The 21,868-nt window shown below is 65.5% G+C and carries 26 protein-coding genes; 12 read left to right on the top strand and 14 right to left on the bottom strand.

Annotated features, from left to right (window positions below; genetic code table 11):
- Positions 1-217: 217 nt before the first annotated feature.
- From ACFOM8_RS12850 to ACFOM8_RS12830, 5 genes are read right to left on the bottom strand one after another with little or no spacing between them, the layout of a single operon-like run.
- A complete protein-coding gene (locus ACFOM8_RS12850; protein ID WP_377761921.1) occupies positions 218-883 on the bottom strand; it encodes a phosphoribosyltransferase in 666 nt (221 codons plus the stop codon).
- A 1-nt stretch (position 884) separates the two neighbouring features.
- Positions 885-2,174 carry an erythromycin esterase family protein gene (locus tag ACFOM8_RS12845; RefSeq protein WP_377761919.1) on the bottom strand — a complete coding sequence of 430 codons (1,290 nt, stop codon included), beginning with the start codon at positions 2,172-2,174 and terminating at the stop codon, positions 885-887.
- Positions 2,175-2,327 carry a hypothetical protein gene (locus tag ACFOM8_RS12840; protein ID WP_377761917.1) on the bottom strand — a complete coding sequence of 51 codons (153 nt, stop codon included), beginning with the start codon at positions 2,325-2,327 and terminating at the stop codon, positions 2,175-2,177.
- A gap of 14 nt (positions 2,328-2,341) precedes the next feature.
- Positions 2,342-2,542 carry a hypothetical protein gene (locus tag ACFOM8_RS12835; RefSeq protein WP_377761915.1) on the bottom strand — a complete coding sequence of 67 codons (201 nt, stop codon included), beginning with the start codon at positions 2,540-2,542 and terminating at the stop codon, positions 2,342-2,344.
- Between the two features lie 3 nt (positions 2,543-2,545).
- Positions 2,546-2,782 (bottom strand): hypothetical protein, encoded by a 237-nt coding sequence (locus tag ACFOM8_RS12830; protein WP_377761913.1) that lies wholly within the window; start codon positions 2,780-2,782, stop codon positions 2,546-2,548.
- Between the two features lie 108 nt (positions 2,783-2,890).
- Between ACFOM8_RS12830 and ACFOM8_RS12825 the strand changes: the two genes are divergently transcribed.
- Positions 2,891-3,853: a phosphatase PAP2 family protein gene (locus ACFOM8_RS12825; RefSeq protein ID WP_377761911.1), complete on the top strand. Its 963-nt coding sequence runs from the start codon at positions 2,891-2,893 to the stop codon at positions 3,851-3,853.
- A gap of 24 nt (positions 3,854-3,877) precedes the next feature.
- Here the strand turns inward: ACFOM8_RS12825 and ACFOM8_RS12820 are convergent, their stop codons facing one another.
- Positions 3,878-4,144: a hypothetical protein gene (locus ACFOM8_RS12820; RefSeq protein WP_377761909.1), complete on the bottom strand. Its 267-nt coding sequence runs from the start codon at positions 4,142-4,144 to the stop codon at positions 3,878-3,880.
- A gap of 139 nt (positions 4,145-4,283) precedes the next feature.
- Between ACFOM8_RS12820 and ACFOM8_RS12815 the strand changes: the two genes are divergently transcribed.
- Genes ACFOM8_RS12815 through ACFOM8_RS12795 form a run of 5 tightly spaced genes read left to right on the top strand, consistent with a single transcriptional unit; the run spans position 4,284 to position 9,415 of the window.
- Positions 4,284-4,805 (top strand): 2Fe-2S iron-sulfur cluster-binding protein, encoded by a 522-nt coding sequence (locus ACFOM8_RS12815; protein ID WP_377761907.1) that lies wholly within the window; start codon positions 4,284-4,286, stop codon positions 4,803-4,805.
- Complete coding sequence (locus tag ACFOM8_RS12810) at positions 4,802-5,770, top strand: FAD binding domain-containing protein (RefSeq protein WP_377761906.1); 969 nt, start codon at positions 4,802-4,804, stop codon at positions 5,768-5,770. The genes ACFOM8_RS12815 and ACFOM8_RS12810 overlap by 4 nt, the downstream gene beginning before the upstream one ends.
- Positions 5,767-7,941 (top strand): xanthine dehydrogenase family protein molybdopterin-binding subunit, encoded by a 2,175-nt coding sequence (locus ACFOM8_RS12805; RefSeq protein ID WP_377761905.1) that lies wholly within the window; start codon positions 5,767-5,769, stop codon positions 7,939-7,941. The genes ACFOM8_RS12810 and ACFOM8_RS12805 overlap by 4 nt, the downstream gene beginning before the upstream one ends.
- Positions 7,942-7,994: 53 nt before the next feature.
- Entirely contained in the window at positions 7,995-8,867 is an 873-nt protein-coding gene (locus ACFOM8_RS12800; protein WP_377761903.1) for an XdhC family protein, read from the top strand.
- Positions 8,864-9,415, top strand: coding sequence for a nucleotidyltransferase family protein (locus tag ACFOM8_RS12795; protein WP_377761901.1), 552 nt, complete (start codon positions 8,864-8,866; stop codon positions 9,413-9,415). The genes ACFOM8_RS12800 and ACFOM8_RS12795 overlap by 4 nt, the downstream gene beginning before the upstream one ends.
- On the opposite strand, the gene ACFOM8_RS12790 is transcribed toward ACFOM8_RS12795, so the two are convergent.
- The 7 genes from ACFOM8_RS12790 to ACFOM8_RS12760 all read right to left on the bottom strand — a co-directional run bounded on the left by ACFOM8_RS12790 (position 9,385) and on the right by ACFOM8_RS12760 (position 16,640).
- Positions 9,385-10,287, bottom strand: coding sequence for a ParB/RepB/Spo0J family partition protein (locus tag ACFOM8_RS12790; RefSeq protein ID WP_377761899.1), 903 nt, complete (start codon positions 10,285-10,287; stop codon positions 9,385-9,387). The two genes, ACFOM8_RS12795 and ACFOM8_RS12790, sit on opposite strands and share 31 nt — an antisense overlap.
- A complete protein-coding gene (locus ACFOM8_RS12785) occupies positions 10,287-11,072 on the bottom strand; it encodes a ParA family protein (RefSeq protein WP_377761897.1) in 786 nt (261 codons plus the stop codon). The genes ACFOM8_RS12790 and ACFOM8_RS12785 overlap by 1 nt, the downstream gene beginning before the upstream one ends.
- The gene (gene rsmG, locus ACFOM8_RS12780; protein ID WP_377761895.1) at positions 11,059-11,655 is read right to left on the bottom strand and encodes a 16S rRNA (guanine(527)-N(7))-methyltransferase RsmG; all 597 of its coding nucleotides are present in this window, start codon (positions 11,653-11,655) and stop codon (positions 11,059-11,061) included. The genes ACFOM8_RS12785 and rsmG overlap by 14 nt, the downstream gene beginning before the upstream one ends.
- Positions 11,652-13,520: a tRNA uridine-5-carboxymethylaminomethyl(34) synthesis enzyme MnmG gene (gene mnmG, locus ACFOM8_RS12775; protein ID WP_377761893.1), complete on the bottom strand. Its 1,869-nt coding sequence runs from the start codon at positions 13,518-13,520 to the stop codon at positions 11,652-11,654. The genes rsmG and mnmG overlap by 4 nt, the downstream gene beginning before the upstream one ends.
- Positions 13,521-14,786 carry a tRNA uridine-5-carboxymethylaminomethyl(34) synthesis GTPase MnmE gene (gene mnmE / locus ACFOM8_RS12770; protein ID WP_377761892.1) on the bottom strand — a complete coding sequence of 422 codons (1,266 nt, stop codon included), beginning with the start codon at positions 14,784-14,786 and terminating at the stop codon, positions 13,521-13,523.
- 10 nt (positions 14,787-14,796) lie between these two features.
- A complete protein-coding gene (rho, locus tag ACFOM8_RS12765) occupies positions 14,797-16,068 on the bottom strand; it encodes a transcription termination factor Rho (RefSeq protein ID WP_377761890.1) in 1,272 nt (423 codons plus the stop codon).
- 128 nt (positions 16,069-16,196) lie between these two features.
- A complete protein-coding gene (locus tag ACFOM8_RS12760; protein WP_377761888.1) occupies positions 16,197-16,640 on the bottom strand; it encodes a CopD family protein in 444 nt (147 codons plus the stop codon).
- Between the two features lie 457 nt (positions 16,641-17,097).
- On the opposite strand from ACFOM8_RS12760, the gene ACFOM8_RS12755 reads away from it, so the two are divergent.
- From ACFOM8_RS12755 to ACFOM8_RS12740, 4 genes are read left to right on the top strand one after another with little or no spacing between them, the layout of a single operon-like run.
- Positions 17,098-17,949, top strand: a complete 852-nt coding sequence (locus tag ACFOM8_RS12755; RefSeq protein ID WP_377761886.1) for a shikimate dehydrogenase — start codon at positions 17,098-17,100, stop codon at positions 17,947-17,949.
- The gene (gene coaE, locus ACFOM8_RS12750; protein ID WP_377761884.1) at positions 17,946-18,533 is read left to right on the top strand and encodes a dephospho-CoA kinase; all 588 of its coding nucleotides are present in this window, start codon (positions 17,946-17,948) and stop codon (positions 18,531-18,533) included. The genes ACFOM8_RS12755 and coaE overlap by 4 nt, the downstream gene beginning before the upstream one ends.
- The gene (gene dnaQ / locus ACFOM8_RS12745) at positions 18,526-19,227 is read left to right on the top strand and encodes a DNA polymerase III subunit epsilon (protein ID WP_377761882.1); all 702 of its coding nucleotides are present in this window, start codon (positions 18,526-18,528) and stop codon (positions 19,225-19,227) included. The genes coaE and dnaQ overlap by 8 nt, the downstream gene beginning before the upstream one ends.
- 58 nt (positions 19,228-19,285) lie before the next feature.
- A complete protein-coding gene (locus tag ACFOM8_RS12740) occupies positions 19,286-20,176 on the top strand; it encodes a YihY/virulence factor BrkB family protein (RefSeq protein ID WP_377761880.1) in 891 nt (296 codons plus the stop codon).
- Positions 20,177-20,207: 31 nt separating this feature from the next.
- On the opposite strand, the gene ACFOM8_RS12735 is transcribed toward ACFOM8_RS12740, so the two are convergent.
- On the bottom strand, positions 20,208-21,014 hold the full coding sequence (locus tag ACFOM8_RS12735; RefSeq protein WP_377761878.1) for a response regulator: 807 nt from the start codon (positions 21,012-21,014) through the stop codon (positions 20,208-20,210).
- A 97-nt stretch (positions 21,015-21,111) separates the two neighbouring features.
- Between ACFOM8_RS12735 and ACFOM8_RS12730 the strand changes: the two genes are divergently transcribed.
- Both ACFOM8_RS12730 and ACFOM8_RS12725 read left to right on the top strand, forming a co-directional pair.
- The gene (locus ACFOM8_RS12730) at positions 21,112-21,258 is read left to right on the top strand and encodes a NepR family anti-sigma factor (RefSeq protein ID WP_154764828.1); all 147 of its coding nucleotides are present in this window, start codon (positions 21,112-21,114) and stop codon (positions 21,256-21,258) included.
- Positions 21,259-21,300: 42 nt separating this feature from the next.
- Positions 21,301-21,867: an RNA polymerase sigma factor gene (locus ACFOM8_RS12725; RefSeq protein WP_377761876.1), complete on the top strand. Its 567-nt coding sequence runs from the start codon at positions 21,301-21,303 to the stop codon at positions 21,865-21,867.
- Position 21,868 lies beyond the last annotated feature (1 nt).

Here is a 21,868-nt window from a genome sequence, read left to right as displayed (position 1 = left end):
GTCTCGTATTGCTTGTGCTGGCTCAGATGATGCCAGACATGCGCCCGGTCGGCGGCGACAACGTGCGAAAGGTCGTTCACGGGATGGTCGAGAGACATGGCGGGGCTCCGGGACAAGGGGACCGGCAGCTTTCGGGGGCCGGCACTGGCTGGATCCACGAAAGCCCGTTCCCCCGAAAAAGGCAAGAAGAACCCTTGGCGGAGAGCCTTCCGAAAGCCTACCCGGCCGGGTTCGCGTCGCGCAAGGCGGCCACCACCTCGGCATCGCCGACCTGCGCGAAATCGCGGTAATGCAGGCCGACCGCGCGGAAACGGTCGGGGATCCGCAGGCAAACGACCTCGTCGGCGGCGGCCCGCAGGCTGTCCAGGGCCTCGCGTGCCGCGACGGGGACGGCCAGCACGATGCGGGCGGGGTTCTGCCGGGCCAGTCCCAGCAATCCCGCCCGCATGGTGGCGCCCGTGGCGATGCCGTCATCCACCACGATGGCGACCTTTCCCGCGACCGGAACAGCCTCGCGCCCGTTCCGGTAAAGCTGCCTGCGCCGGTCGATTTCGGCCAGCAGGCGCGGCACCTCGGTTTTCAGATAGCCGCCGGGGGCGGCAAGGGGGGACGGCATGTCCTGGTTCGCGACCACCTGCGGGCTGTCGCCGTCCACGACCGCGCCTATGGCGAATTCGGGATAGCCCGGCGCGCCGATCTTGCGCACGAACAGAAGGTCGAGCGGGGCGGCCAGCATCCGCGCCACCGGCAGCGCGACGGGCACGCCCCCGCGCGGCAGGGCCAGAACCACGCAGTCCTGGCCCCGATGGGGCATCAGGCGCTTGGCCAGCAATGCCCCGGCCTCGGCCCGGTCGGCGAAGATGCGGTCGTCCGGCCCGCCCATCTCACAACCCGAACGGCCAGGTGTCGGGCAGATCGTCCTGCTGGCCCGGATTCCCTCCGCCGACCAGCGCCTGCGTCCGGTCGAACCAGATCCAGCCGTCGTACTGCTGTCCCGCATGGGCTTGCATGTAGTGGCTGACCCGCTCGTTTTCGGGCCGATAGATCACGCCGATGAAGCGTTGCGGAAAGGGCTGCGACAACCGCGCGGCCAATTCGCCGCCGTTCCGAAAATCCAGCAGGAAGCACGAAATCCCGCTGTCATGGCAAAGCCGCTCGAAGCTGTCGGGTTGCGAGGGCAGGACGGTCATGACCTGCGCCTTGCCGTTCCAGTCCGAGGCCGCCGTGACGGTGCCGCAGTGGGTGCCGAAACCCACAAGAACGACCCCTGCCCCCCAGCGTTCGCGGGCCAGCTGGCCCAGGTTGTGTTCGCCCAGGCGGCTGCCCATCTCGGTCCGGCGGGCATCGCCGATATGCGAATTGTGCGCCCAGACCACCGCCTTGGACCCTGCCCCGCCCGCTTGCAGCAGATGGTCCAGCGTATCGGCCATGTGGCTGTCGCGCAGGTTCCAGGCTTCCGCCCCGCCCCGGTACATGACGCGGTAATAGCGTTCGGCGGATGCGACAAGCCGGGCGTTCTGGGCCGCATCCAGCTGGTCCCGCCCTTCCAGGGCCCGGGCCAGCAACTCGCGGCATTGCTGGACGACCGCCTGTTCGCATCCGTGATAGCCCGAGCCCGCAAGGCGGCCATAGGCGGCGGGCTGTCCGGTCCAGGGTTCGAGGCAGCCATAGCGCCGGCGCGCCACCACGGCGGCCTCGGGGTCGGTGTTGTCGAGGTAATCCAGAACCGCCCCGATCGAGGCGGAAAGGTTGTACATGTCCAGACCGTGAAAGCCCGCCTGATCCTCTGGCGCCCTGTCCCGGTTCCAGTCGCGCATCCAGTCCACCAGCCCCGCGACAGGGGCATTGCGCCACATCCAGCGCGGAAACCTCTGGAACGGCCTTTCGGCGTTTCCACGCGGGGGAAGGCCGCGCACATGGCGGTCCAGAACCGCCGCGTCGGGCCAGTCGGCCTCGACCGCGACGATCCTGACGCCGTGGCGTTCGATCATGCGGCGGGTGATCGCGGCGCGGGCCTGATAGAATTCCGCCGTTCCATGGCTCGCCTCGCCCAGCATCAGGACGCGGCAATCCGCCCATCGGTCGGCGATCGCCGCAAAGCCTGCCTCGTCCAGCGGCGGCAGCCGGGTGCAGCCGCCGGCGATGGCCTGGGCCAGGCCGTCCGCGGCGGACATCTAGTCCCTCGCCTCGTCCTCGTCCTTCCGCGCCTCGCGCTTGTCCGAAGCCTTCAGGTCGGGGCGCGGATCGAAATCGGCATCCGCGTTGGTGGTGTCGACGCGCTTTTCGATGATGCGCTGCTGCTGGTCCTTTGTCTTCTTGCCCACCATGGCTTTCTCCTGCGCTACTTGTTGGTGCGGCCGCGCTGGTTCGGATCGACGCCGCCCTGCGGGGTGGTGTCGTTCAGCACGTCGCCTTCGGCGGTGTTGTCGCCGCCGATCGGCGGATCGCCGGGGCCGGGCATGCCCTTGGACTGGCCGATGCCCGGATCCTGGCGCAGATCCTTGTCCGACGGCCGATCGGTCTTGGGATGCTTGCCGGACATGGCCTAGTCCTCCTGATCGGCGTCGCCGTCGCGGTTGCCGACATGGTCGTGCAGCTGCTCGGTGTCGACATGACGGGAATCGAGGCCCCGCTGGTCGGAATGGCGCGACTTGTCGCGGTTCGACAGGATCTCGTTGTCGGGCAGCTGGTCGGGCACGTCAGGGGCCATGCCGCCGGTGCCGTCCCCCTTGCCCTGGTCCTGCTGGCCTGCGCCGAATTTCTTCTTGCTGGCATGAGCCATTCTCGATCCTCCGTTTCGTGTCGATGGTGGCGTCAAGGGAAACCGGCTCGCGCGGGGATTGTTCCACAACGGGGCGGAACCGGGCCGGGCGCCCGCCGTTACCGAGGCATGTCACACCTGCCCGACCAGACCGCCCCCGGCCAGACCGGCCTAGACCAGACCGGCCCAGACCAGACCGGCACCAACGATCCCGCCGCCCGGGCCGAGGGGCTGGAGCGGGTGGACATCGAGGCCGCCAAGGCCGCCGCCCGGCACCGCCATCATCCGATGGTCAAGACCCTGGGCACCTTCAGCGAACTGGCCGACCAGGTGCAGCTGACGACGCTGTGCGGGGCCGTGATCGCGGGCGGCCTGCTGGGCGGGCGCGGGGACATCGCGCGCACCGGGGTGCGGATGATGGCCGCGCATGTGCTGGCCAACGTCCTCAAGCGCCGCATCAAGAACCGGTTGCGCCGCACCCGCCCGGAAAAGATGGTCCAGGAGCGCGATTATCAGTTCGAAGCCGGCGAAGCCGAAGGGGGTCACGAAACCTCTTTTCCGTCCGGCCACACGACCGGAGCGGTCGCGGTGGCCCGCGTGGTCGCGCGCGACCGGCCCGCGCTGGCGGGACTGGCCTGGGGTCTTGCCGCGCTGATCGCGGCGGTGCAGATCCCGCGCGCCAAGCATTACCCGGCCGATGTCGCCGCGGGCGCGGCCCTGGGCCTGGCCGCGGCCTGGGCGGTCGATCGCCTGCTGCCCCCAATCCCGAACCACAAGGAGGATTCAATGTCGGACAACGCCACCACTTCCGTCTCGGCCCTGTTCGAGACGCGGGAAGCCGCCGATTACGCCATCGAGCATCTGGTCCAGCAGCACGGGCTGAACCGCGCCGACATCTTCGCCGAACCCGCCGGCGGCAGCAACACGGCGGGCAACCGGATTTCCGGCGGCGACCGAAACAAGGACGGCGCCCAGGAGGATGCCGCCCTGCGCGGCGCGATCAGGCTGTCGGTCGATGTCGCGTCCGATCGGGCGGGCACGGTGGAAGACACCCTGCGCGAGATGGGCGGGCAGGACATCGCGCGCCGCTGAAGGCCCGCGACGCCTGCCCCGCCGTCACTTTTCTTCCGAAACGAACTTGTTGAACCGGCTGGTGTCGCCGCCCGCCGTTTCTTCCTGATACAGGAAGTGCAAGCCGTTCTCGTCGAAGATCTCGAAGAACTCGTCCCAGGAAATCCGGGTCAGGCCTTCCTCTTCCTCGCCGAAGTCGATGCGCAGGATCCCGCCTTCGCCCTTTGTTTCCACCATGGCGGGGTGGCCGCCGCGCGATTCGGCCCATTCGCGGATCGTGTCGTGATCCTGGGTGGTGTTGGATGTGGACATGCTTTCCTCCGGGGGGTTGCGTCGGGGGCCAAACGCCCGGGCCACGCCACCGTTCCGCCTGTGAAAGCGGGTTTGGAGGGAACGCAGCGGGCGTTGAACCGTTGAAGGGGGCCAGCCGCCATGCCAGCACGGGAACCTCATGCAGATCACGCTTCACCTGAACGGCACGTCCCATCGCCTGGACGTGGATCCGCGCACCACGCTTCTGGATGCGCTTCGCCATCATCTGGGCCTGACGGGCACCAAGAAGGGTTGCGACCATGGCCAATGCGGGGCCTGCACGGTGCTGATGGACGGGCGGCGGGTCAATGCCTGCCTGGTGCTGGCCTGCATGGCCGAGGACCGCGACATCACCACCATCGAGGGCCTGGGCGCGCCCGGGCACCTGTCGCCCATGCAGCGGCAGTTCCTGGACCACGACGGCTTCCAGTGCGGCTATTGCACCCCCGGCCAGATCTGTTCGGCCACCGGGATGCTGGACGAGATCGCGGCGGGCTGGCCCAGCCATGCGTCCGAATCCCTCGACGGTCCCTATGAACTGACCCATGCCGAGATCGCCGAGCGGATGAGCGGCAACCTGTGCCGCTGCGCCGCTTACGCCAACATCGTCGCGGCCATCCGGCAGGCCGCGCAGGACACCGGGCGCGAGGACGCGGCATGAAGGAATTCACCTTTCACCGCGCGGGTTCGGTGGCGGATCTGCCCGCGGGCGCCACGATCATCGCGGGCGGCACCAACCTGCTGGACCTGATGAAGCTCGAGGTGATGGCCCCCGAGGCGCTGGTGGACATCACCCGCCTGGCCCTGGACCGGATCGAGCCCGAGGGCGAGGGGCTGCGCATCGGCGCCCTGGTCCGCAACAGCGACCTGGCCGCGCATCCGACCGTCCGGCGCCATTATCCGGTGCTGTCGCGCGCGCTGCTGGCGGGGGCCAGCGGGCAGTTGCGCAACATGGCCACGACCGGCGGCAACCTGATGCAGCGCACGCGCTGTCCGTATTTCTACGACCGCCGCATGGCCTGCAACAAGCGCGATCCCGGCGCGGGCTGCCAGGCCATCGGCGGCGTGACGCGCAACCATGCGATCCTGGGCGCGTCGAACAAGTGCATCGCCACCTATCCCGGCGACATGGCCGTGGCGCTGCGCGCGCTGGACGCGGTTGTGGAAATCGACGGCCCCTCGCCCCGCCGGGTTCCCCTGGCCGAGTTCCACCTGCTGCCGGGCGACACGCCGCATGTCGAGACCGTTCTGCAACCGGGCGAGATCATCACCGCCGTGATCCTGCCCGCCCCTCCGGGCGGCCAGCACCGTTACCGCAAGGTGCGGGACCGGGCGTCCTATGCCTTTGCGCTGGTTTCGGTGGCGGCGATCGTCGGCACCGACGGCGGCCGCATCAGCCAGGCGGCCCTGGCCTTTGGCGGGGTCGCGCACAAGCCCTGGCGCGACCCGGATGTCGAGGCCCTGCTGCTGGGCCGGGAACCGTCCGACGCGCTGTTCCGCGAGGCCGCCGAGATCCTGCTGCGGCCTGCGCAGGCCCAGGGCGAAAACCAGTTCAAGATCCCCCTGCTGCGTCGGACGCTGATGGCGACCCTGCGCGACGCGACCGGAATGGAGGCCCAGGCATGACACGGCACCTGCGGGTCGATGGCCCGAACCACGACGACCGTCTGGACCACATGGCACAGGGCGTGATCGGCCAGCCCCTGAACCGCCTGGAAGGCCCGCTGAAGGTCTCGGGCCGGGCAACCTATGCGGCCGAGGCCCGGCCCGGGAACCTGGCTTATGGCGTGCTGGTCCAGGCATCCGTCCCCGCGGGCAAGGTGCTGGACATCGGCGATGCGCCGGGCGCCCTTGCCGTGATCCAGGACAAGCGGATGATCCGCCATGCCGCCCAGGGCCTGGACGAAAAGGGACCGGCCGCGGGGCCGGCCCGCGTCGAATACATGGGCCAGTCCATCGCCCTGGTGGTGGCCGAAACCTTTGAGGCCGCGCGCCACGCCGCCCAGAACATCGCCGTCCGCTATAAGCCGGAAACCGTGCCGGTGGACCCGGAATCGGTCACGCCCGAACTGCCCCCGAAAAAGCAGTCGGCGGCGGGCGACCTGGACAAGGCCATGCGCGAGGCGACCTTTGCCCTGGACCGGGTCTGGCGCACGCCGTCGCAGACGGCGGCCGCGATGGAACCCCATGCCGCCATCGCCGAATGGGACGGCGACGGCGTGACGATCCGGGCCGCCCTTCAGATGCTGTCGTCGAACCGCAAGCAGATGGCCGACGCCCTGGGTATTTGCGAAAGCAAGCTGCGGCTCTTGTCCCCCTATGTGGGCGGCGGCTTCGGATCCAAGCTGGGCATCAACGCCGAAGCCGTGGCCGCAGCCATTGCCGCCAAACAGCTGGGCCGCCCGGTGATGGTCGCCATGACCCGCCAGCAGGTCTTCGACCTGGCCCATCGCCGGTCCGAGACGCGCCAGCGGATCCGTCTGGCCTGCGACGCCGAGGGCCGCCTGACCGGCATCGGCCACGATGTCCTTGTGTCGAACCTGCCCGGCAGCGAATTCACCGAACCCGTCGCCCAGGCCACCCCCTTCACCTATCAGGCGGCGCACCGGCAGATCGTCCATGCCGTGGCGCGCATCCACCGCAACTGCGCGGGTTCGGTCCGCGCTCCGGGCGAGGCCGTCGGCGTCACGGCGTTCGAATGCGCCATGGACGAACTGGCCGACATGGCCGGGATCGACCCAGTGGAACTGCGCCTGAAGAACATCCCCGATGTCGAGCCCACGACCGAGCGCCCCTTTTCCAGCCACAAGCTGGCCGAGGCCCTGCGCGAAGGGGCGCGACGCTTCGGCTGGTCCGACCGCGGAATGCCCCGGCAGCGCCTCGAGGGCGAGTGGTTCATCGGCATGGGCATGGCGGCTGCCGTCCGCGTCAACATGCTGATGGAATCGCGCGCCAAGGTCACGCTGGTCCAGGATGGCCATGCCATTGTCGAAACCGACATGACCGACATCGGCACCGGCACCTATACGATCCTGGGCCAGCTGGCCGCCGAGATGCTGGGCCTGCCGCCCGACCGGGTCGAGGTGCGGCTGGGCGACACGCGGTTCCCCCCGGCCTCCGGCTCGGGCGGATCCTTTGGCGCGGCTTCCAGCGGCAACGCCGTTTTCCTGGCCTGCGAGGAGATCCGGCAGCGGATCGCCAAGGCCATGGGCTGCGACGAACGCGACCTGACCCTGCAAGACGGCATGGCGCGGGCGGGCAACGTCGCCCGGTCCCTGTCGGAACTGGTGGACGGCATGATCACCGGCGAAGGCCATCTGGAGCCCGGCAAGACCGAAAAGTCGCACCGTCAGGCCACATGGGGCAGCCATTGGGCCGAGGTCGCCGTCAACCGCTGGACCGGAGAGGTCCGCGTCCGCCGCATGATGGGGGTCTTTGCCTGCGGACGGGTGCTCAACGAAAAGACCGCGCGGTCGCAATGTCTGGGCGGCATGAGTTTCGGCATCGGCATCGCCCTGACCGAGGCGATGGAGCATGACCCCCGCGACGGCCATGCCGTCAGCCGGGATCTGGCGGAATACCACATCCCCTGCCATGCCGACGTTCCCCCGCTCGAGGTCCACTTTCTGCCCGAACGCGATCCTTACGTCGGTCCCTTGCAGGCCAAGGGGTTGGGCGAACTGGGCATCTGCGGCGCCGGGGCGGCGGTGCTGAACGCGATCCACAATGCCTGCGGGGTCCGAGTCCGGGATCTGCCGGCGACGCCCGACAAGATCATCGCCGGGCTGGATCCGTGATGCGGCGCGGCCCCGCGCCTTGCAACCCCGGGGCCGGTCTGTCCGACGATGCCTTGACGGCCGCGATGGACTGCAACGATCCGGTCCTGGCGATCATCACCGGGATCACCGGCCCGTCCTATCGCCCCCTGGGCGAGATCATGGCCTTTTGCGGCGACCGTCAGACCGGCTCGCTCAGCTCCGGGTGCATCGAGACCGACCTGGCCCTTCACGCCCGGCAGGCCCTGCAAGACGGCCCGCGGGTGGTCCGCTATGGCGAAGGCTCGCCCTGGTTCGACCTGCAACTGCCTTGCGGCGGCGGGCTCGAGATCGCCCTGATCCCCCGGCCCTGCCCCCGGCTTCTGGGCGAAGTTGCCGCGGCGCGCGCCAACCGCCAGCCTGTCGGGTTGTGCGTCGCCCCCGATCTGGTGCTGCGCCGTTGCGAGCCGGGTCCGACCGGACCTACCGCGGACGGCTTTCGCATCCTGCTGGTTCCCCCGCCGCGCTTCCTGATCTTCGGCCAAGGCCCCGAAGCCGCGATCTTCGCAGGGCTTGTTCACGCCGCGGGCTATCCGCATCTGCTGCTGTCGCCAGACCGGCAGACCCTGACGCAGGCCGAAACCGCAGGCGCCCCGGTGCGGCTTCTGCATTGGCCCGCCTTGCCGACCGATCTGGAGATTGACGACCGCAGCGCCGTTGTGCTGTTCTTCCATGACCACGACTGGGAACCGCCAATCCTGGCGCGGGCGCTGGATTCCCCCGCCTTTTACATCGGTGCCCAAGGATCGCAGCGGGCGCGGGACAAGCGTCTGGCCAGCCTGCGCGATCATGGCGTGAGAACAGGGCTGGAGCGGCTTCGGGGCCCGATCGGACTGATCCCCTCGGTCCGCGATCCGCGCGTGCTTGCGGTGTCGGTCCTGGCCGAGGTGCTGGAGGCGGCTGCGTGACCACCGTCCTGCTTCTGGCGGCCGGGCGTTCACGGCGCTTTGGCCGCCGATGCAAGTTGCAGGCACCCTATCGCGGCAAGCCGCTGGTCCGCCATGCGGCCGAAACGATCCTTCGGACGGGCTTGCCTGCCCTTGCCGTTGTCGCCGATCCGGCAGTGGCAAGCCTGCTGCCCGAATTCCGGCTGATCTACAGCACCGGGCTACAGTCGGACTCCCTCCGCGCCGGTCTGCGGCAGGTCGCCGACCAGGCTGCCATGATCGTGCTGGCGGATATGCCGCATGTCACGCCCGAGATTCTGCAACAGATCGCCGGTTCGCCGGGACCAGTCGCCGCAACGGACGGACGCCGGATTTGTCCACCGGCGCTGATTCCCCGGTCCCTGTTTCCCCGGGTGGAAAACCTGACGGGCGACCGGGGCGCAGGCGAACTGTTGCGGTCCTTGCCGGATCTGCGCCGCGTTTCCGTCTCGCCGGGGATCCTGAAGGACGTGGATGTCCCGGATGATCTTCTGTCGTCTCAGGATCTGCCGGTGCCGCCCAGGATCTGACAAAGCCGGTCCAGCTGCTCCAGGTCGCCATAGCTGATGCTGACCGTGCCGCTGCCAGCAGCGGTGTGCCTGATCGTCACGGCCATTTTCAACTGAGCCGCCAGATCAGCCTCCAGCGCCCGGGTGTCGGCATCCTTCTCGGCGTGAACCGACGTCTTGGCAGAGTCACCATCCCTTGGGGTCTTGATCTGCTTGCGCACAAGATCTTCGGTTTCCCGTACGGAAAGGCCGCCGTCGATGACACGCCTCGCCAAGGCGACCGGGTTCTCCGCCGTGATCAAGGCACGCGCGTGTCCGGCGGTCAGTTTGCCGTCCTTGAGATGATCCTGCACCTGATCCGGCAGGCTGAGAAGGCGCAACAGGTTGGCAATATGGCTGCGGCTCTTGTTCAAGGCCTCGGCCAGCTTTTCCTGGGTATGGCCAAAACGATCCATCAGCTGGCGGTAAGAGGCGGCCTCCTCGATGGCATTCAGGTCGGCGCGCTGAATATTCTCGATGATCGCGACTTCGAGAACCTCTGTGTCGGACAGATCGCGCACGATGACCGGAAGTTCGTGCAGCTGCGCCATTTGGGCCGCGCGCCACCGCCGTTCGCCCGCGACGATCTGATAAAGCCCCTCGTCCTGCGGATGCCTGCGCACGATCAGCGGTTGAAGCACCCCGCGCTGCCGCAGCGAATCCGCCAGTTCCTGCAAGGAGGCAGGATCGAAATTGCGCCGGGGCTGGTCAGGATTGGCGGTGATCTGCTCGATCGGGATCAGGGTGCGGTCCTTCACGGGCTTTGCATCGGCCGGTCCGTCCAGGTCCAGGTCGGCCATCAAGGCGGAAAGCCCGCGACCCAGGCCGCGCTTGGCAAGTTTGCTGTCGGACATCAGGCTTCCTCTTTGACGAGTTTCAAACGCGCTGCAAATTCGCCCGCGAACTGGCGATAGGCGGCGCTGCCCTTGGACTGGGGATCGTAAAGCAGCACGGGTTGCGCAAAGGACGGCGCTTCGGACACGCGGACGTTCCGGGGAATGACAGTCGGAAAAACCAGATCGCCCAAGGTCGCCCGTGCGTCGGCCTCGACCTGCTGGGACAGATTGTTGCGGTAATCGGACATGGTTAGCAGGACGCCGTTCACACGCAGGTTCGGATTGCCGCTTTGCCGGACATGCCTGACGGTGGTCAGCAGTTGCGACAACCCCTCGAGCGCATAGAATTCCGCTTGCAGGGGAACAAGAACGCCATCGGCAGCCACCATGGCATTCAGGGTCAACAATCCCAAGGCGGGGGGACAGTCGATCAGGATGATGCTGCCATCTGGCGCTTCCTCGAGCTTGCGGTGCAGCAGCCTGGTGCGATCCTTTGTCTGCGCCAGATCGACATCCGCCGAGGAAAGATCGGGGGTGGCAGGAACGATGCTGAGATTGGAAACGCGAGTCGCGATCAGGCACTCTGTCAAGGATTCCGGCCCAGCCAGAAGGTCGTAAACGGTCTTCTGCCGCTGTTCGGCACCGATCCCCAGACCTGTGGAAGCATTACCCTGCGGATCCAGATCAATCAGGATGGTCCGGTGACCCTCCATGGCCAAGGCCGCGCCCAGATTGATTGCCGTGGTGGTCTTGCCGACCCCGCCTTTCTGGTTGGCAATGGCAACGACGCTATTCTGCGCCATGAGACACTCCGCTTATTTCCAATGTCACCGCGCCTTCCTGGGTCCGGCTGGGATGAGCGATATATTCAAAGGACCATTCTTTCCGGGCTTCCTCGACTTCGGCCCGCCATTGGCGGCCCTTCATCAAATAGGCCGTTCCTGTCGGCCCGAGGTGCCTGTCAAGATATGCCATAAGCTGGCGCAGCGGGGCAAGAGCCCGGGCACTGACATAGGCGGCATTCAGCGGCGGCGATGACTCGATCCGCTGCGACACAACCGATGCGTTGGTCAGACCAGTTGCGCGGATGACCGTCCGCAGAAACGCCGATTTACGCTGGTCGCTTTCGACAAGGGTGAAGGACAGATCGGTATCAGCTTTGGCGATCGCAAGAACAAGCCCGGGAAGCCCTCCTCCGCTGCCCAGATCCGCCCAATGACCGTCAGTTTCTTTGCTCAGATCAGCTATTTGCAAGCAATCGTCGATATGGCGAGCGTGCAAATCCGCCACGGTTCCAGGCGCGACAAGGTTGATGCGGCTGTTCCAGCGTACCAGAAGGTCGGCATATATCTGCAACCGATCGGATGTTTCACGTGAAACACTCATGCGCGTCTTTTGATGGCAGAGCGGGACGCTGCCAGCAGAAGCGTAAGCGCCGCGGGTGTCATCCCCTCGATCTTAGCCGCCGCAGCAAGGGAAGACGGCCGCGCCGCAGCGAGTTTCATTTTCAACTCGTTCGAAAGACCGGAAAGACTGCCGTAATCAACAGCGTCGGAGAGAACCACCGCTTCGTCGCTCCGCAGAAGCGCGGCATCCTTCGCCTGCCTGTCCGTATACTGATCATACAAGGCATCGTTGCGAAGCTGACGCAGCGTCTCAACCGAAATGTCCGCCATAGCCGGAACAAGGCTTTGAAGCGCCTCTTGTGATATGTCCTGCTGCCCCAAAAGGGAGAAAGCTGACCGATGTTGCCCGTCCTGGCGAACAGATAGGCCCGCCTTGATCAGAGCTGCCGGCGTGAAGCTGGACGACTCCAGTTTGGTTCGTGCTTGCCGATAAAGCTCTTGCCGGCGCAGGAAAGTCTCTCGTCTTGTCTCGCTTACACATCCCAGCGAAATACCCAAAGGGGTAAGCCGCTGGTCGGCGTTGTCGGCACGCAAGCTGAGCCGGAACTCGGCCCTGGATGTGAACATCCGATACGGTTCCGTGACGCCGCGTGTGGTCAGATCGTCGATCATCACGCCGATGTAGCTGTCAGCCCGGCTGAAGATCGCCGGCTCGCGGCGCTGCGCCGAAAGGGCGGCATTGAGCCCCGCTACCAAGCCTTGAGCCGCAGCCTCCTCGTACCCGGTCGTGCCATTGATCTGCCCGGCAAGGTAAAGACCTGAAACCGTCTTTAACCGCAGCGTTGGCGACAACGCGCGCGGATCGACATAGTCGTATTCGACCGCATATCCTGGCTGTAGAATTTCGGCCCGTTCAAGGCCAGCGATGCTTCTGACATAGTCGAGTTGCACATCAGCAGGCAAAGAAGTTGAAATGCCATTCGGATAAACCGTGTGGTCGTCCAGTCCTTCGGGTTCCAGAAAAACCTGATGAGAGTCCTTATCGGAAAACCGCAGCACCTTGTCCTCGATTGACGGACAATAGCGCGGTCCACGCCCGGAGATATGTCCCCCATACATAGCGGATCGGGAAATGTTCTTCTTGATAATGTCGTGGGTCCGCGCGTTCGTATGCGTGATCCCGCAAGAAATTTGCCGTGCTTGAACCCCGCTGCTGAGATACGAGAACAAGATCGGCTCATCATCCCCAGGTTGGGCCTGTAAAGTGTCCCAATTGACGGTACGGCCGTCCAGACGGGGCGGAGTGCCCGTTTTCAGACGCCCCAGCGGAAGTGCATATCGCAGCAGAGAAACTACCAGACGATTCGAAGCCTGATCGCCCCACCGCCCGGCAGGCCGGCTGACATCGCCGATGTGGATCATGCCATTGAGGAAAGTGCCAGTTGTCAGCACAACCGCCTGCGCGTTCAGAGCTGAGCCGTCAGAGAGTTCAACTCCTGAAACAGCTTGGCTGTCTCCAATCAGCGACGCGACTTCGCCATAGATCAGGTCTAATCCCGGGATTGCAGACGCTGCCCTGAATGCCGCTGACCGGTATAGCTTGCGGTCCATCTGCGCGCGCGGCCCTTGCACGGCTGGACCTTTCCTTTTGTTCAAAAGTCTGAACTGAATGCCAGCCTGATCGGCAATGCGGCCCATCAACCCGTCCAATGCGTCGATCTCTCGGACCAGATGACCCTTTCCCAGACCCCCAATAGCCGGGTTGCACGACAGAGTGCCAATATCCTCTTTCCGCATGGTGATCAGTGCGGTTCCCGCGCCAAGCCGGGCCGAAGCAGCGGCTGCCTCTAGGCCAGCATGACCTGCGCCAATGACGATCACATCGTAATGTTTCACGTGAAACACCTATTTGCCGATACAGAAGGAGGTGAAGACAACATCCAGATAATCCTCTGCGCCGATTCTGCCAAGCAAATGATCCAGAGATGACGAGGCATGGCGAACCGCCTCGGCCAACAGCTCAGCTGGAAGTTCATAAACATCATCAACCGCATTGCGCGCCGCCATCAAGGCGTTCAATTGTCGCTCATGGCTGACCAAGGCCGCACCCGAGGCCTTTTGGGAAAGAACATCAAACATCTTATCCAGAAGCATGTCGAGTCCTGCGCCCGTTACGGAGGAAACAGATAAACCGCGTTCTAGGTCGTGCAAATCCGCCTTACTTGCGACGACAAGGTCGCCCTCCTGCCAGAGGCTGTTGTCTGCCTTTCCCTCGGGCGACAGATGCAGCCGCAGATCTGCGGCCTCTGCCCTTTGTCGCGCACGGTCGATGCCGCGGCTTTCCAGTTCGTCCCGGGCATTTCGCAGGCCTGCCGTGTCCAGCAGCGTGACCGCAAGCCCTTTCAGGTCCAGACGCAGTTCAATGATGTCGCGCGTCGTTCCGGCGATGTCCGACACAAGGGCCACTTCGCGTTTGGCGATCCGGTTGATCAGGCTGGATTTTCCGGCATTGGGGGGCCCGATGACGGCAACCTCGAAGCCATTGCGGATGCGTTCCGCCGCCGCATAGCCTCTGATCTGCATTTCCAGTTCAGCCTTGAACATATCAAGCAACTCGAAGACCTCGCCAGGAACCTCCTCTGGAACCTCCTCATCGGCGAAATCGACGCTGCTCTCGACCAAGGCGCCTGCGCGGATCAGCAGCGATCGCCAGGCATCCGCCTTCCGCGCCAGTTCGCCATTGCTCATCCGCAAGGCGGCAAGACGCTGCGATTCGGTCTCCGCAGCCAGAAGATCACCCAGTCCCTCCACCTCGGACAGATCCATCTTCCCGTTCAGGAAGGCGCGTTTCGTGAACTCTCCGGCTTCGGCCAGCCGCAGACCCTGCGCCTTCAGAAGCTGCCCCAGACGTCTGACGATCACGGGGGCACCATGAAGGTGGATTTCCACCACGTCCTCGCCCGTGAAGCTGTGGCCGGCTTCGAACCACATCACAAGGGCGCGGTCCAGGATGTTCTCGCCATCGGCGATCTCGCGCAGATAGGCATGGCGCGGCTTCGGCAAAGGGCCTGCCAATCGCTCGGCCACGGTTCGCGCGCCCGCTCCGCTGACGCGAACAATGGAAACGCCACCCCGCCCAGGCGGGGTGGCTTCGGCAAAGATCAGGTCCATGGCAGCCCCGTCAGGCGTTCATCGAATCGAAGAATTCCGTGTTGGATTTGGTCTGCTTCAGTTTCGAGATCAGGAACTCGATCGCGTCCGTCGTGCCCATCGGGTTCAGGATGCGGCGCAGCAGATAGGTCTTTTGCAGATCCTTCGAATCGACCAGCAGTTCTTCCTTTCGCGTCCCGGACTTGAGGATGTCCATCGCCGGGAAGACGCGCTTGTCGGCCACCTTGCGGTCCAGCACGATCTCGCTGTTGCCGGTGCCCTTGAATTCCTCGAAAATCACTTCGTCCATGCGCGATCCGGTGTCGATCAGCGCCGTGGCGATAATGGTCAGCGACCCGCCTTCCTCGATGTTGCGCGCGGCTCCGAAGAACCTCTTGGGCCGCTGCAAGGCATTGGCATCCACGCCACCCGTAAGAACCTTGCCCGAGCTTGGCACAACGGTATTGAACGCCCTACCAAGTCTTGTGATAGAATCCAAAAGAATCACAACATCTCGTTTATGTTCAACCAGACGTTTGGCCTTTTCGATCACCATCTCGGACACGGCGACGTGTCGGCTGGCCGGTTCGTCAAAGGTCGAGGACACGACCTCGCCCTTGACCGACCGTTGCATGTCGGTCACCTCCTCGGGACGTTCGTCGATCAGCAGCACGATCAGATAGCATTCCGGGTGGTTGCGCTCGATCGAATGGGCGATGTTCTGCAACAGCACGGTCTTGCCGGTGCGCGGGGGCGCGACGATCAGCGACCGCTGGCCCTTGCCGATGGGCGCCACCAGGTCGATGATCCGGGCCGAACGGTCCTTGATAGTCGGATCCTCGACCTCCATCTTCAGCCGCTCGTTCGGGTAAAGCGGCGTCAGGTTGTCGAAGGCCACCTTGTGACGGGCCTTTTCGGGATCCTCGAAGTTGATCCGTTCCACCTTGGTCAGCGCGAAGTAACGCTCGTTCTCTCCGGGCGCGCGGATCACGCCCTCGACCGTGTCGCCGGTGCGCAGCGAATGCTGGCGGATCATGTCGGGGCTGACATAAATATCGTCGGGACCGGGCAGATAGTTCGCCGCGGTCGAGCGCAGGAAGCCGAAGCCGTCCTGCACGACCTCCAGCACGCCGTCGCCGCCGATCTCCACGCCCTCCTCGGCATGTTCCTTCAGCAGCTGGAACATCATCTCGCCCTTGCGCATGGTCGAGGCGTTCTCGATCTCCCACTCCTCGGCCATGGACAGCAGGTCGGCCGGGCTCTTGGCCTTGAGTTCGGACAGGTTGAGGCGTTCTTCGGACATGGATGGCACCGCAATCGCGCGCGGCATCGCCGCACGGTGTTCAGGATGTGAATCGGGAATCCCCGCGCCGGACGGCCGGGCTTGCCGCCGACATAAGCGCCGGCGGTCCCCGAGTCAACGACCGCCCCTCAGAACTTGACGATCACCGACAGGACGATCCCCGCCATCAGCAGCGTCGGCACCTCGTTCATCATGCGATAGCGCCGTCCGGGATGGCCCCCTCCGGCCAGCAGAAGGCGCCGCTGGCCTGCGCACCACATGTGGAACCAGGTCATCGCCAGCACGCAGGCAGCCTTGGTCCAGGGCCAGATCATCGACCAGTCCACGATGCCGGGCGTCAGCACCAGGGACAGCCCGCTGATCCAGGTCGCGATCATGGCCGGGGTCATGATCAGCCGCAGCAGCTTTTCCTCCATCACGGCGAAGCTGCCCGAGGGCTCGGGCGCCCCCCCGCGTTCGGCGTGATAAACAAACAGCCTGGGCAGATAGAACAGCCCGGCCATCCAGGAAATCACCGCCATGACATGGAACGCCTTGGCATAAGGATAGATCGGCGCCAGCCAGTCCGTCATCGGCATCCTTCTTAAATAAAAAGAGAAGAATAAAGGATGATGTTGCTGTAGGCCCTGTGGACAAAAGGATAAAGAAGAAATCCCCGGAACCGCCCACCGATCCCGGCCTTGTGGATAAGATCGGGACGAATGGCCCGAAGGGCAAAAAATTTCTTCGATAACAGAGGAATGGCATGTGGATAAATGCGTGGACGGCCAGCCTGCCGCCGGGTTCTCCACAGCTCGGGCTTTCGAAGCCTTTGTTTTGTCCACGTGTGGGCTGAACGCAGGCGTTCGGTGGAGGTTCCGGGGTCCGTTCTTGCGGGGTTTTCCGGCAGCCTCTGCTGCCCCCATGATTCGACCCGATTCCCCCCGGATCTTATCCACACCGGACCAGGTCGGCTTAATTGTCGCAAAAGACTGCTTTTTCTTGCCGCCCTGCCGCCCTAGTCTGCGGGCCAAAGCCAAGGACGTGACGATGACCGACGACCAGCCAAGCCGCCCCGCCCATGTTCCGCTTGCCGGGGTCATCGGCATGCCGATCGCGCATTCCCGCTCGCCGCGGCTGCATGGACATTGGCTGCGGCGCTACGGCATCGCCGGCCACTACATCCCCATGCCCGTGATGCCCGAACACCTGGCCGAGGCGCTGCGCGCCCTGCCCCGCCTGGGATTTGTCGGCGTCAACGTCACCATTCCGCACAAGGAGGCCGTGCTGACCCTGGCCGATGCCGTGACCGACCGCGCGGCGCTGATCGGGGCGGCGAACACGCTGATCTTCCGCCCCGACGGCAAGATCCATGCCGACAACACCGACGGCTATGGCTTTATCGCCAACCTGCGCCAGAACGCCCCCGACTGGCAGCCCGATGCGGGGCCCGCCGCCGTGATCGGCGCGGGGGGCGCGGCGCGGGCCGTGGTCGCCTCGCTTCTGGACAGCGGGGTCAAGGAACTGCGCATCACCAATCGCACCCGCATCCGCTCGGAACAGATCAAGGCGGAATTCGGCGCGCGGCTGGTGGTTTACGACTGGGCGCAGGCGGGCAACATGCTGGACGGCGCGGCCACGGTGGTGAACGCCACCTCTCTGGGGATGGAGGGCAAGCAGCCCCTTCGCCTGCCCCTGGACGCGCTGTCGCCCGGCGCCCTTGTCACCGATCTGGTTTACACGCCGCTGATGACGTCCTTCCTGCTGGACGCGCAGGCGCGCGGCTGCCGCGTGGTGGATGGCCTGGGTATGCTGCTGCACCAGGCCGCGCCCGGGTTCGAACGCTGGTTCGACCGCCGCCCCGAAGTGGACGACGCCTTGCGCCGGGCCGTGCTGGAATGACCTTCCGCCTGGGCCTGACCGGCAGCATCGGCATGGGCAAGTCCACAACCGCGCAGATGTTCCGCGACGCGGGCCATCCGGTCTGGGATGCGGACCAGGCGGTTCACCGCCTTTACGCGCCCGGCGGCGCGGCGGTCGGGCCGGTGGCCGCGGCCTTTCCGGCGGCGCTGCGGGACGGCGGCATCGACCGCGGCGCGCTGAAGGCCGCGATTGCCGGCGATCCTGCGGCTCTGGACCGTTTGTCGGCCATCGTGCATCCCATTGTCGCCGCCGACCGCGATGGTTTCGTGGCGCTTCATGCCGATGCGCCCCTTGTTGTTCTGGATATTCCGCTGCTTTACGAAAACGGCTATGGGGCGCAGATGGACGGCGTGGCGGTTGTCTCGGCGGATGCGGATACGCAGCGCCGTCGGGTTCTTGCGCGGCCGGGCATGACGGAAGACCTGCTGGACCTGATCCTGTCGCGGCAGATGCCCGACGCCGAGAAACGGGCCCGGGCGGACTGGATCATCCCGACGGACAGCCTGGACGCCGCCCGCCGGGCCGTGAACCGCATCGTGAAGGAGATTGCCACCCTTGCGTGAAATCGTGATGGACACCGAAACCACCGGCTTTGACGCGGACAAGGACGACCGCATCGTCGAGATCGGCGGGATCGAGCTTGTGAACCACCTGCCCACCGGCCGGACCTTTCACGTCTATGTCAATCCCGAACGCCCCATGCCCAAGGAAGCCTTCGAGGTGCATGGCCTGGGCGACGACTTCCTGCGCGACAAGCCGAAATTCGCGGACATCGTTCAGGGCTTTGTCGATTTCATCGGCGACGACGCCCGGCTGGTGATCCACAATGCCAGCTTCGACATGAAGTTCCTGAACGCCGAACTGCGCCGGCTGGGCCGTCCCCCCCTGCCGTGGTCCCGCGCCCTGGACACCCTGGCGCTCGCGCGCGAGAAGTTTCCCGGCTCTCCGGCCACGCTGGACGCGCTGTGCCGCCGCTTCGGCATCGACAACTCCAACCGGCAGCTGCACGGCGCGCTTCTGGACAGCGAGCTTCTGGCCGAGGTCTATCTGGAACTGATCGGCGGCCGCCAGCCGGATCTGGTGCTGGACCAGCCCGGCCGCGGCCCGGCCGCCGGCCCGCAAGGCGCCGGCAGCGGCCCCCGCGCCGCCCGTCCCCATCCCCTGGCCCCGCGCCTGACCGAGGCCGAGGCCGCGGCCCATGCCGAATTCGTGGCTAAGCTGGGGGAAACGGCGGTCTGGGCGCGCTATACAGGTTGACAGTCGCGGCTGCCGGTGACGCCATAAGGGCTGTCCGACCACAAGGGCGAAGGTGCCGATGCTGACCCTGCTGCGCGAGATCTGGTCCTTTGTGGCGGCGATCTTTGAACGCATGGACAAGATCCACATGGGCCTGATCGCCGCGGGCGTGGCCTTTTATGCCATGTTCGCGGTCTTTCCGGGCCTTGCCGCCATTATCGCGTTGTGGAGCCTGTGGTTCGATCCGACCGTGATCATGACCTATCTGGACGTGGCGCATGAATTCCTGCCCGAGGGCGCGGGCGACCTGATCGACGCGCAGGTGATGTCGCTGACCTCGGCCGGGCGCACCTCGGTCGGCTGGACCTCCTTCGTGTCCTTCATGGTCGCGACCATCGCCGCGCGCGCGGGGGTCGAGGCGGTGGTCGGCGGCCTGAATGCCGCCTATGGCGTGCGGTCCCATTCGACGGTTTTCGGCTTCGTGCTGGCCTATGCGCTGACCCTGGCCATCGTGGGCATTTCGCTGGCGGGGCTTGCGACAATCGTTCTTGTGCCGATCCTGCTGAACTTCGAGGTCTTCGCCCAGGTGCGGGCCTGGGCGGTGGCCGGGCTGCCCTGGGGGGCGATGTTCCTGCTGGTGATCCTGGGGATCGGCATCCTGTATCGCTATGGCCCGAACGTGAAGACCCCGCGCACGCCGGTCTTCACCTGGGGCGCCTTTTTTGCCGCCGTCCTGTGGGCCGTGGCCTCGGTGGCCTTTTCCGCCTATCTCAGCAGCTTCAACAGCTACAACCGGATCTACGGGTCCATCGGCACGGTTGTCGCGCTGCTGATGTGGTTCTATCTGGCAGGCTTTTCCGTTCTGCTGGGCGCGCTCATCAATGTCGAGATCGCCCGCCGCCGCCGGGTCCGCGCCGCGCGCGAGGCCCGCGCCTCGCTGGTGGAAGGCATCAAAAAGGCGGCGGAATGACCCGCCGCCCCTCGGGTCCGCGAAAGCGGCCTCAGGCCGCGTCCAGCCCCTCGGTCGAGGAAAAGAACATCGCCTGGCTGACGGCCGAGCGGACCTGTTCCTCGTTGTAGGGCTTCGAGATCAGGAAGGCCGGTTCGGGCCGTTCGCCGGTCAGCAGCCGTTCGGGGAAGGCGGTGATGAAGATCACCGGGATGTCGCCCAGATCGCGCAGAAGCTCGTTCACGGCGTCGATGCCGGACGATCCGTCGGCCAGCTGGATGTCGGCCAGGATCAGGTCCGGGCGGGACTGGCCCGCCAGTTCGATGGCTGCGGAATGGGTGCGGGCCACGCCCGTCACCTCGTGGCCCATGGCCTGGACGATGCCCTTCAGGTCCATGGCGATGATCATCTCGTCCTCGATCACCATGACCTTGCCGCGCAGCGACGCGCTCATCTCGGACAAGGCGATGCCCACCAGTTCCTCGGCCTCGGTCGCGTCGATCTGCATCACGCGCCCGATCTGGTCGAAGCGCAGTTCCTCGATCGTGCGCAGCAGCAGGGCTTCGCGCGAATTGGCGGTCAGGCCCCGCAGGTGGTCCTGGGCGCGCGTTTCGCGCGCGGTGCGGTCGGTTTCATCGACCGGCTGGCCGGAGCTTTGCCAGATCGCGTGAAAGGTGCGGAACAGCCCGATCCGGGTGTCGTCTTCTTCTTGCAGGATCGAACGGTCCGACAGGATGGCTTCCAGGGTGGCGGCGGCATAGTTGTCACCGGCGCGCTGGCTGCCGGTCAGCGCACGCGCATAGCGCCGCAGATAGGGCAGCTCGCGCCCGATGGATTGGGCCAGATCGGCTGACGACATATCTCTCATCCTTCGCATTTCGCATATTGCGCGGAACCTATCCCAACCCCTACAGGTTGGACAACGTGCGCACAAGATTTCCGGGACTAACAAAGTAATGACATCGAAGCGAGATGATCGTCGCAAGGCGGCAGTCGAGAAGCAGATCGACGAGAATCTGCGCCGCGTCTATGAACAGGACGTGACCGAGCAGATTCCCGATCGTTTCCTGGCGCTTCTCGACCAGCTGCGCGAGCAGAAGTGATATCCTTGCAAACGCGACGACGCGACGGTGGACGGTGAGAGAATGAAGAAATCCGCGACAACGGATCCGCGCGACCAGTTGGTGGACCATCTGCCGGCGCTGCGCGCCTTTGCCCTGTCCCTGACGCGCGAAGGGGCATCCGCCGACGACCTGGTCCAGGACACCATCGTCAAGGCCTGGACCAACATGGACAAGTTCCAGGCCGGCACCAACCTGCGCGCCTGGCTGTTCACCATTCTGCGCAACACCTTCTATTCCGCCCGCCGCAAGACCAAGCGCGAGGTCAGCGACAGCGACGGCATCCATGCCGCCCGCCAGGCGACGCGCCCCGAACATGACGGGCGGCTGGCGATGAAGGATTTCCGCGTGGCCTTTGCCCAGCTGCCCGACGAACAGCGCGAGGCGCTGATCCTGGTGGGCGCATCCGGCTTTTCCTACGAGGAAGCGGCCGACATGACCGGGGTCGCCATCGGCACCGTCAAGTCGCGGGCCAATCGCGGGCGCCGCAAGCTGGCGGAACTGCTGCATCTGGAAAGCGGTGAGGAACTGGACATGACCGATCAGGCGACTCTGGCCGTGATGGCGTCCAGCCACACCATCGCCCGCTAGG

The sequence above is a fragment of the Paracoccus angustae genome, assembly GCF_042648745.1.
Classification (GTDB): domain Bacteria; phylum Pseudomonadota; class Alphaproteobacteria; order Rhodobacterales; family Rhodobacteraceae; genus Paracoccus; species Paracoccus angustae.
Note: the sequence above shows the minus strand (reverse complement) of the source record. Positions and strands in the feature narration are given on the sequence as shown.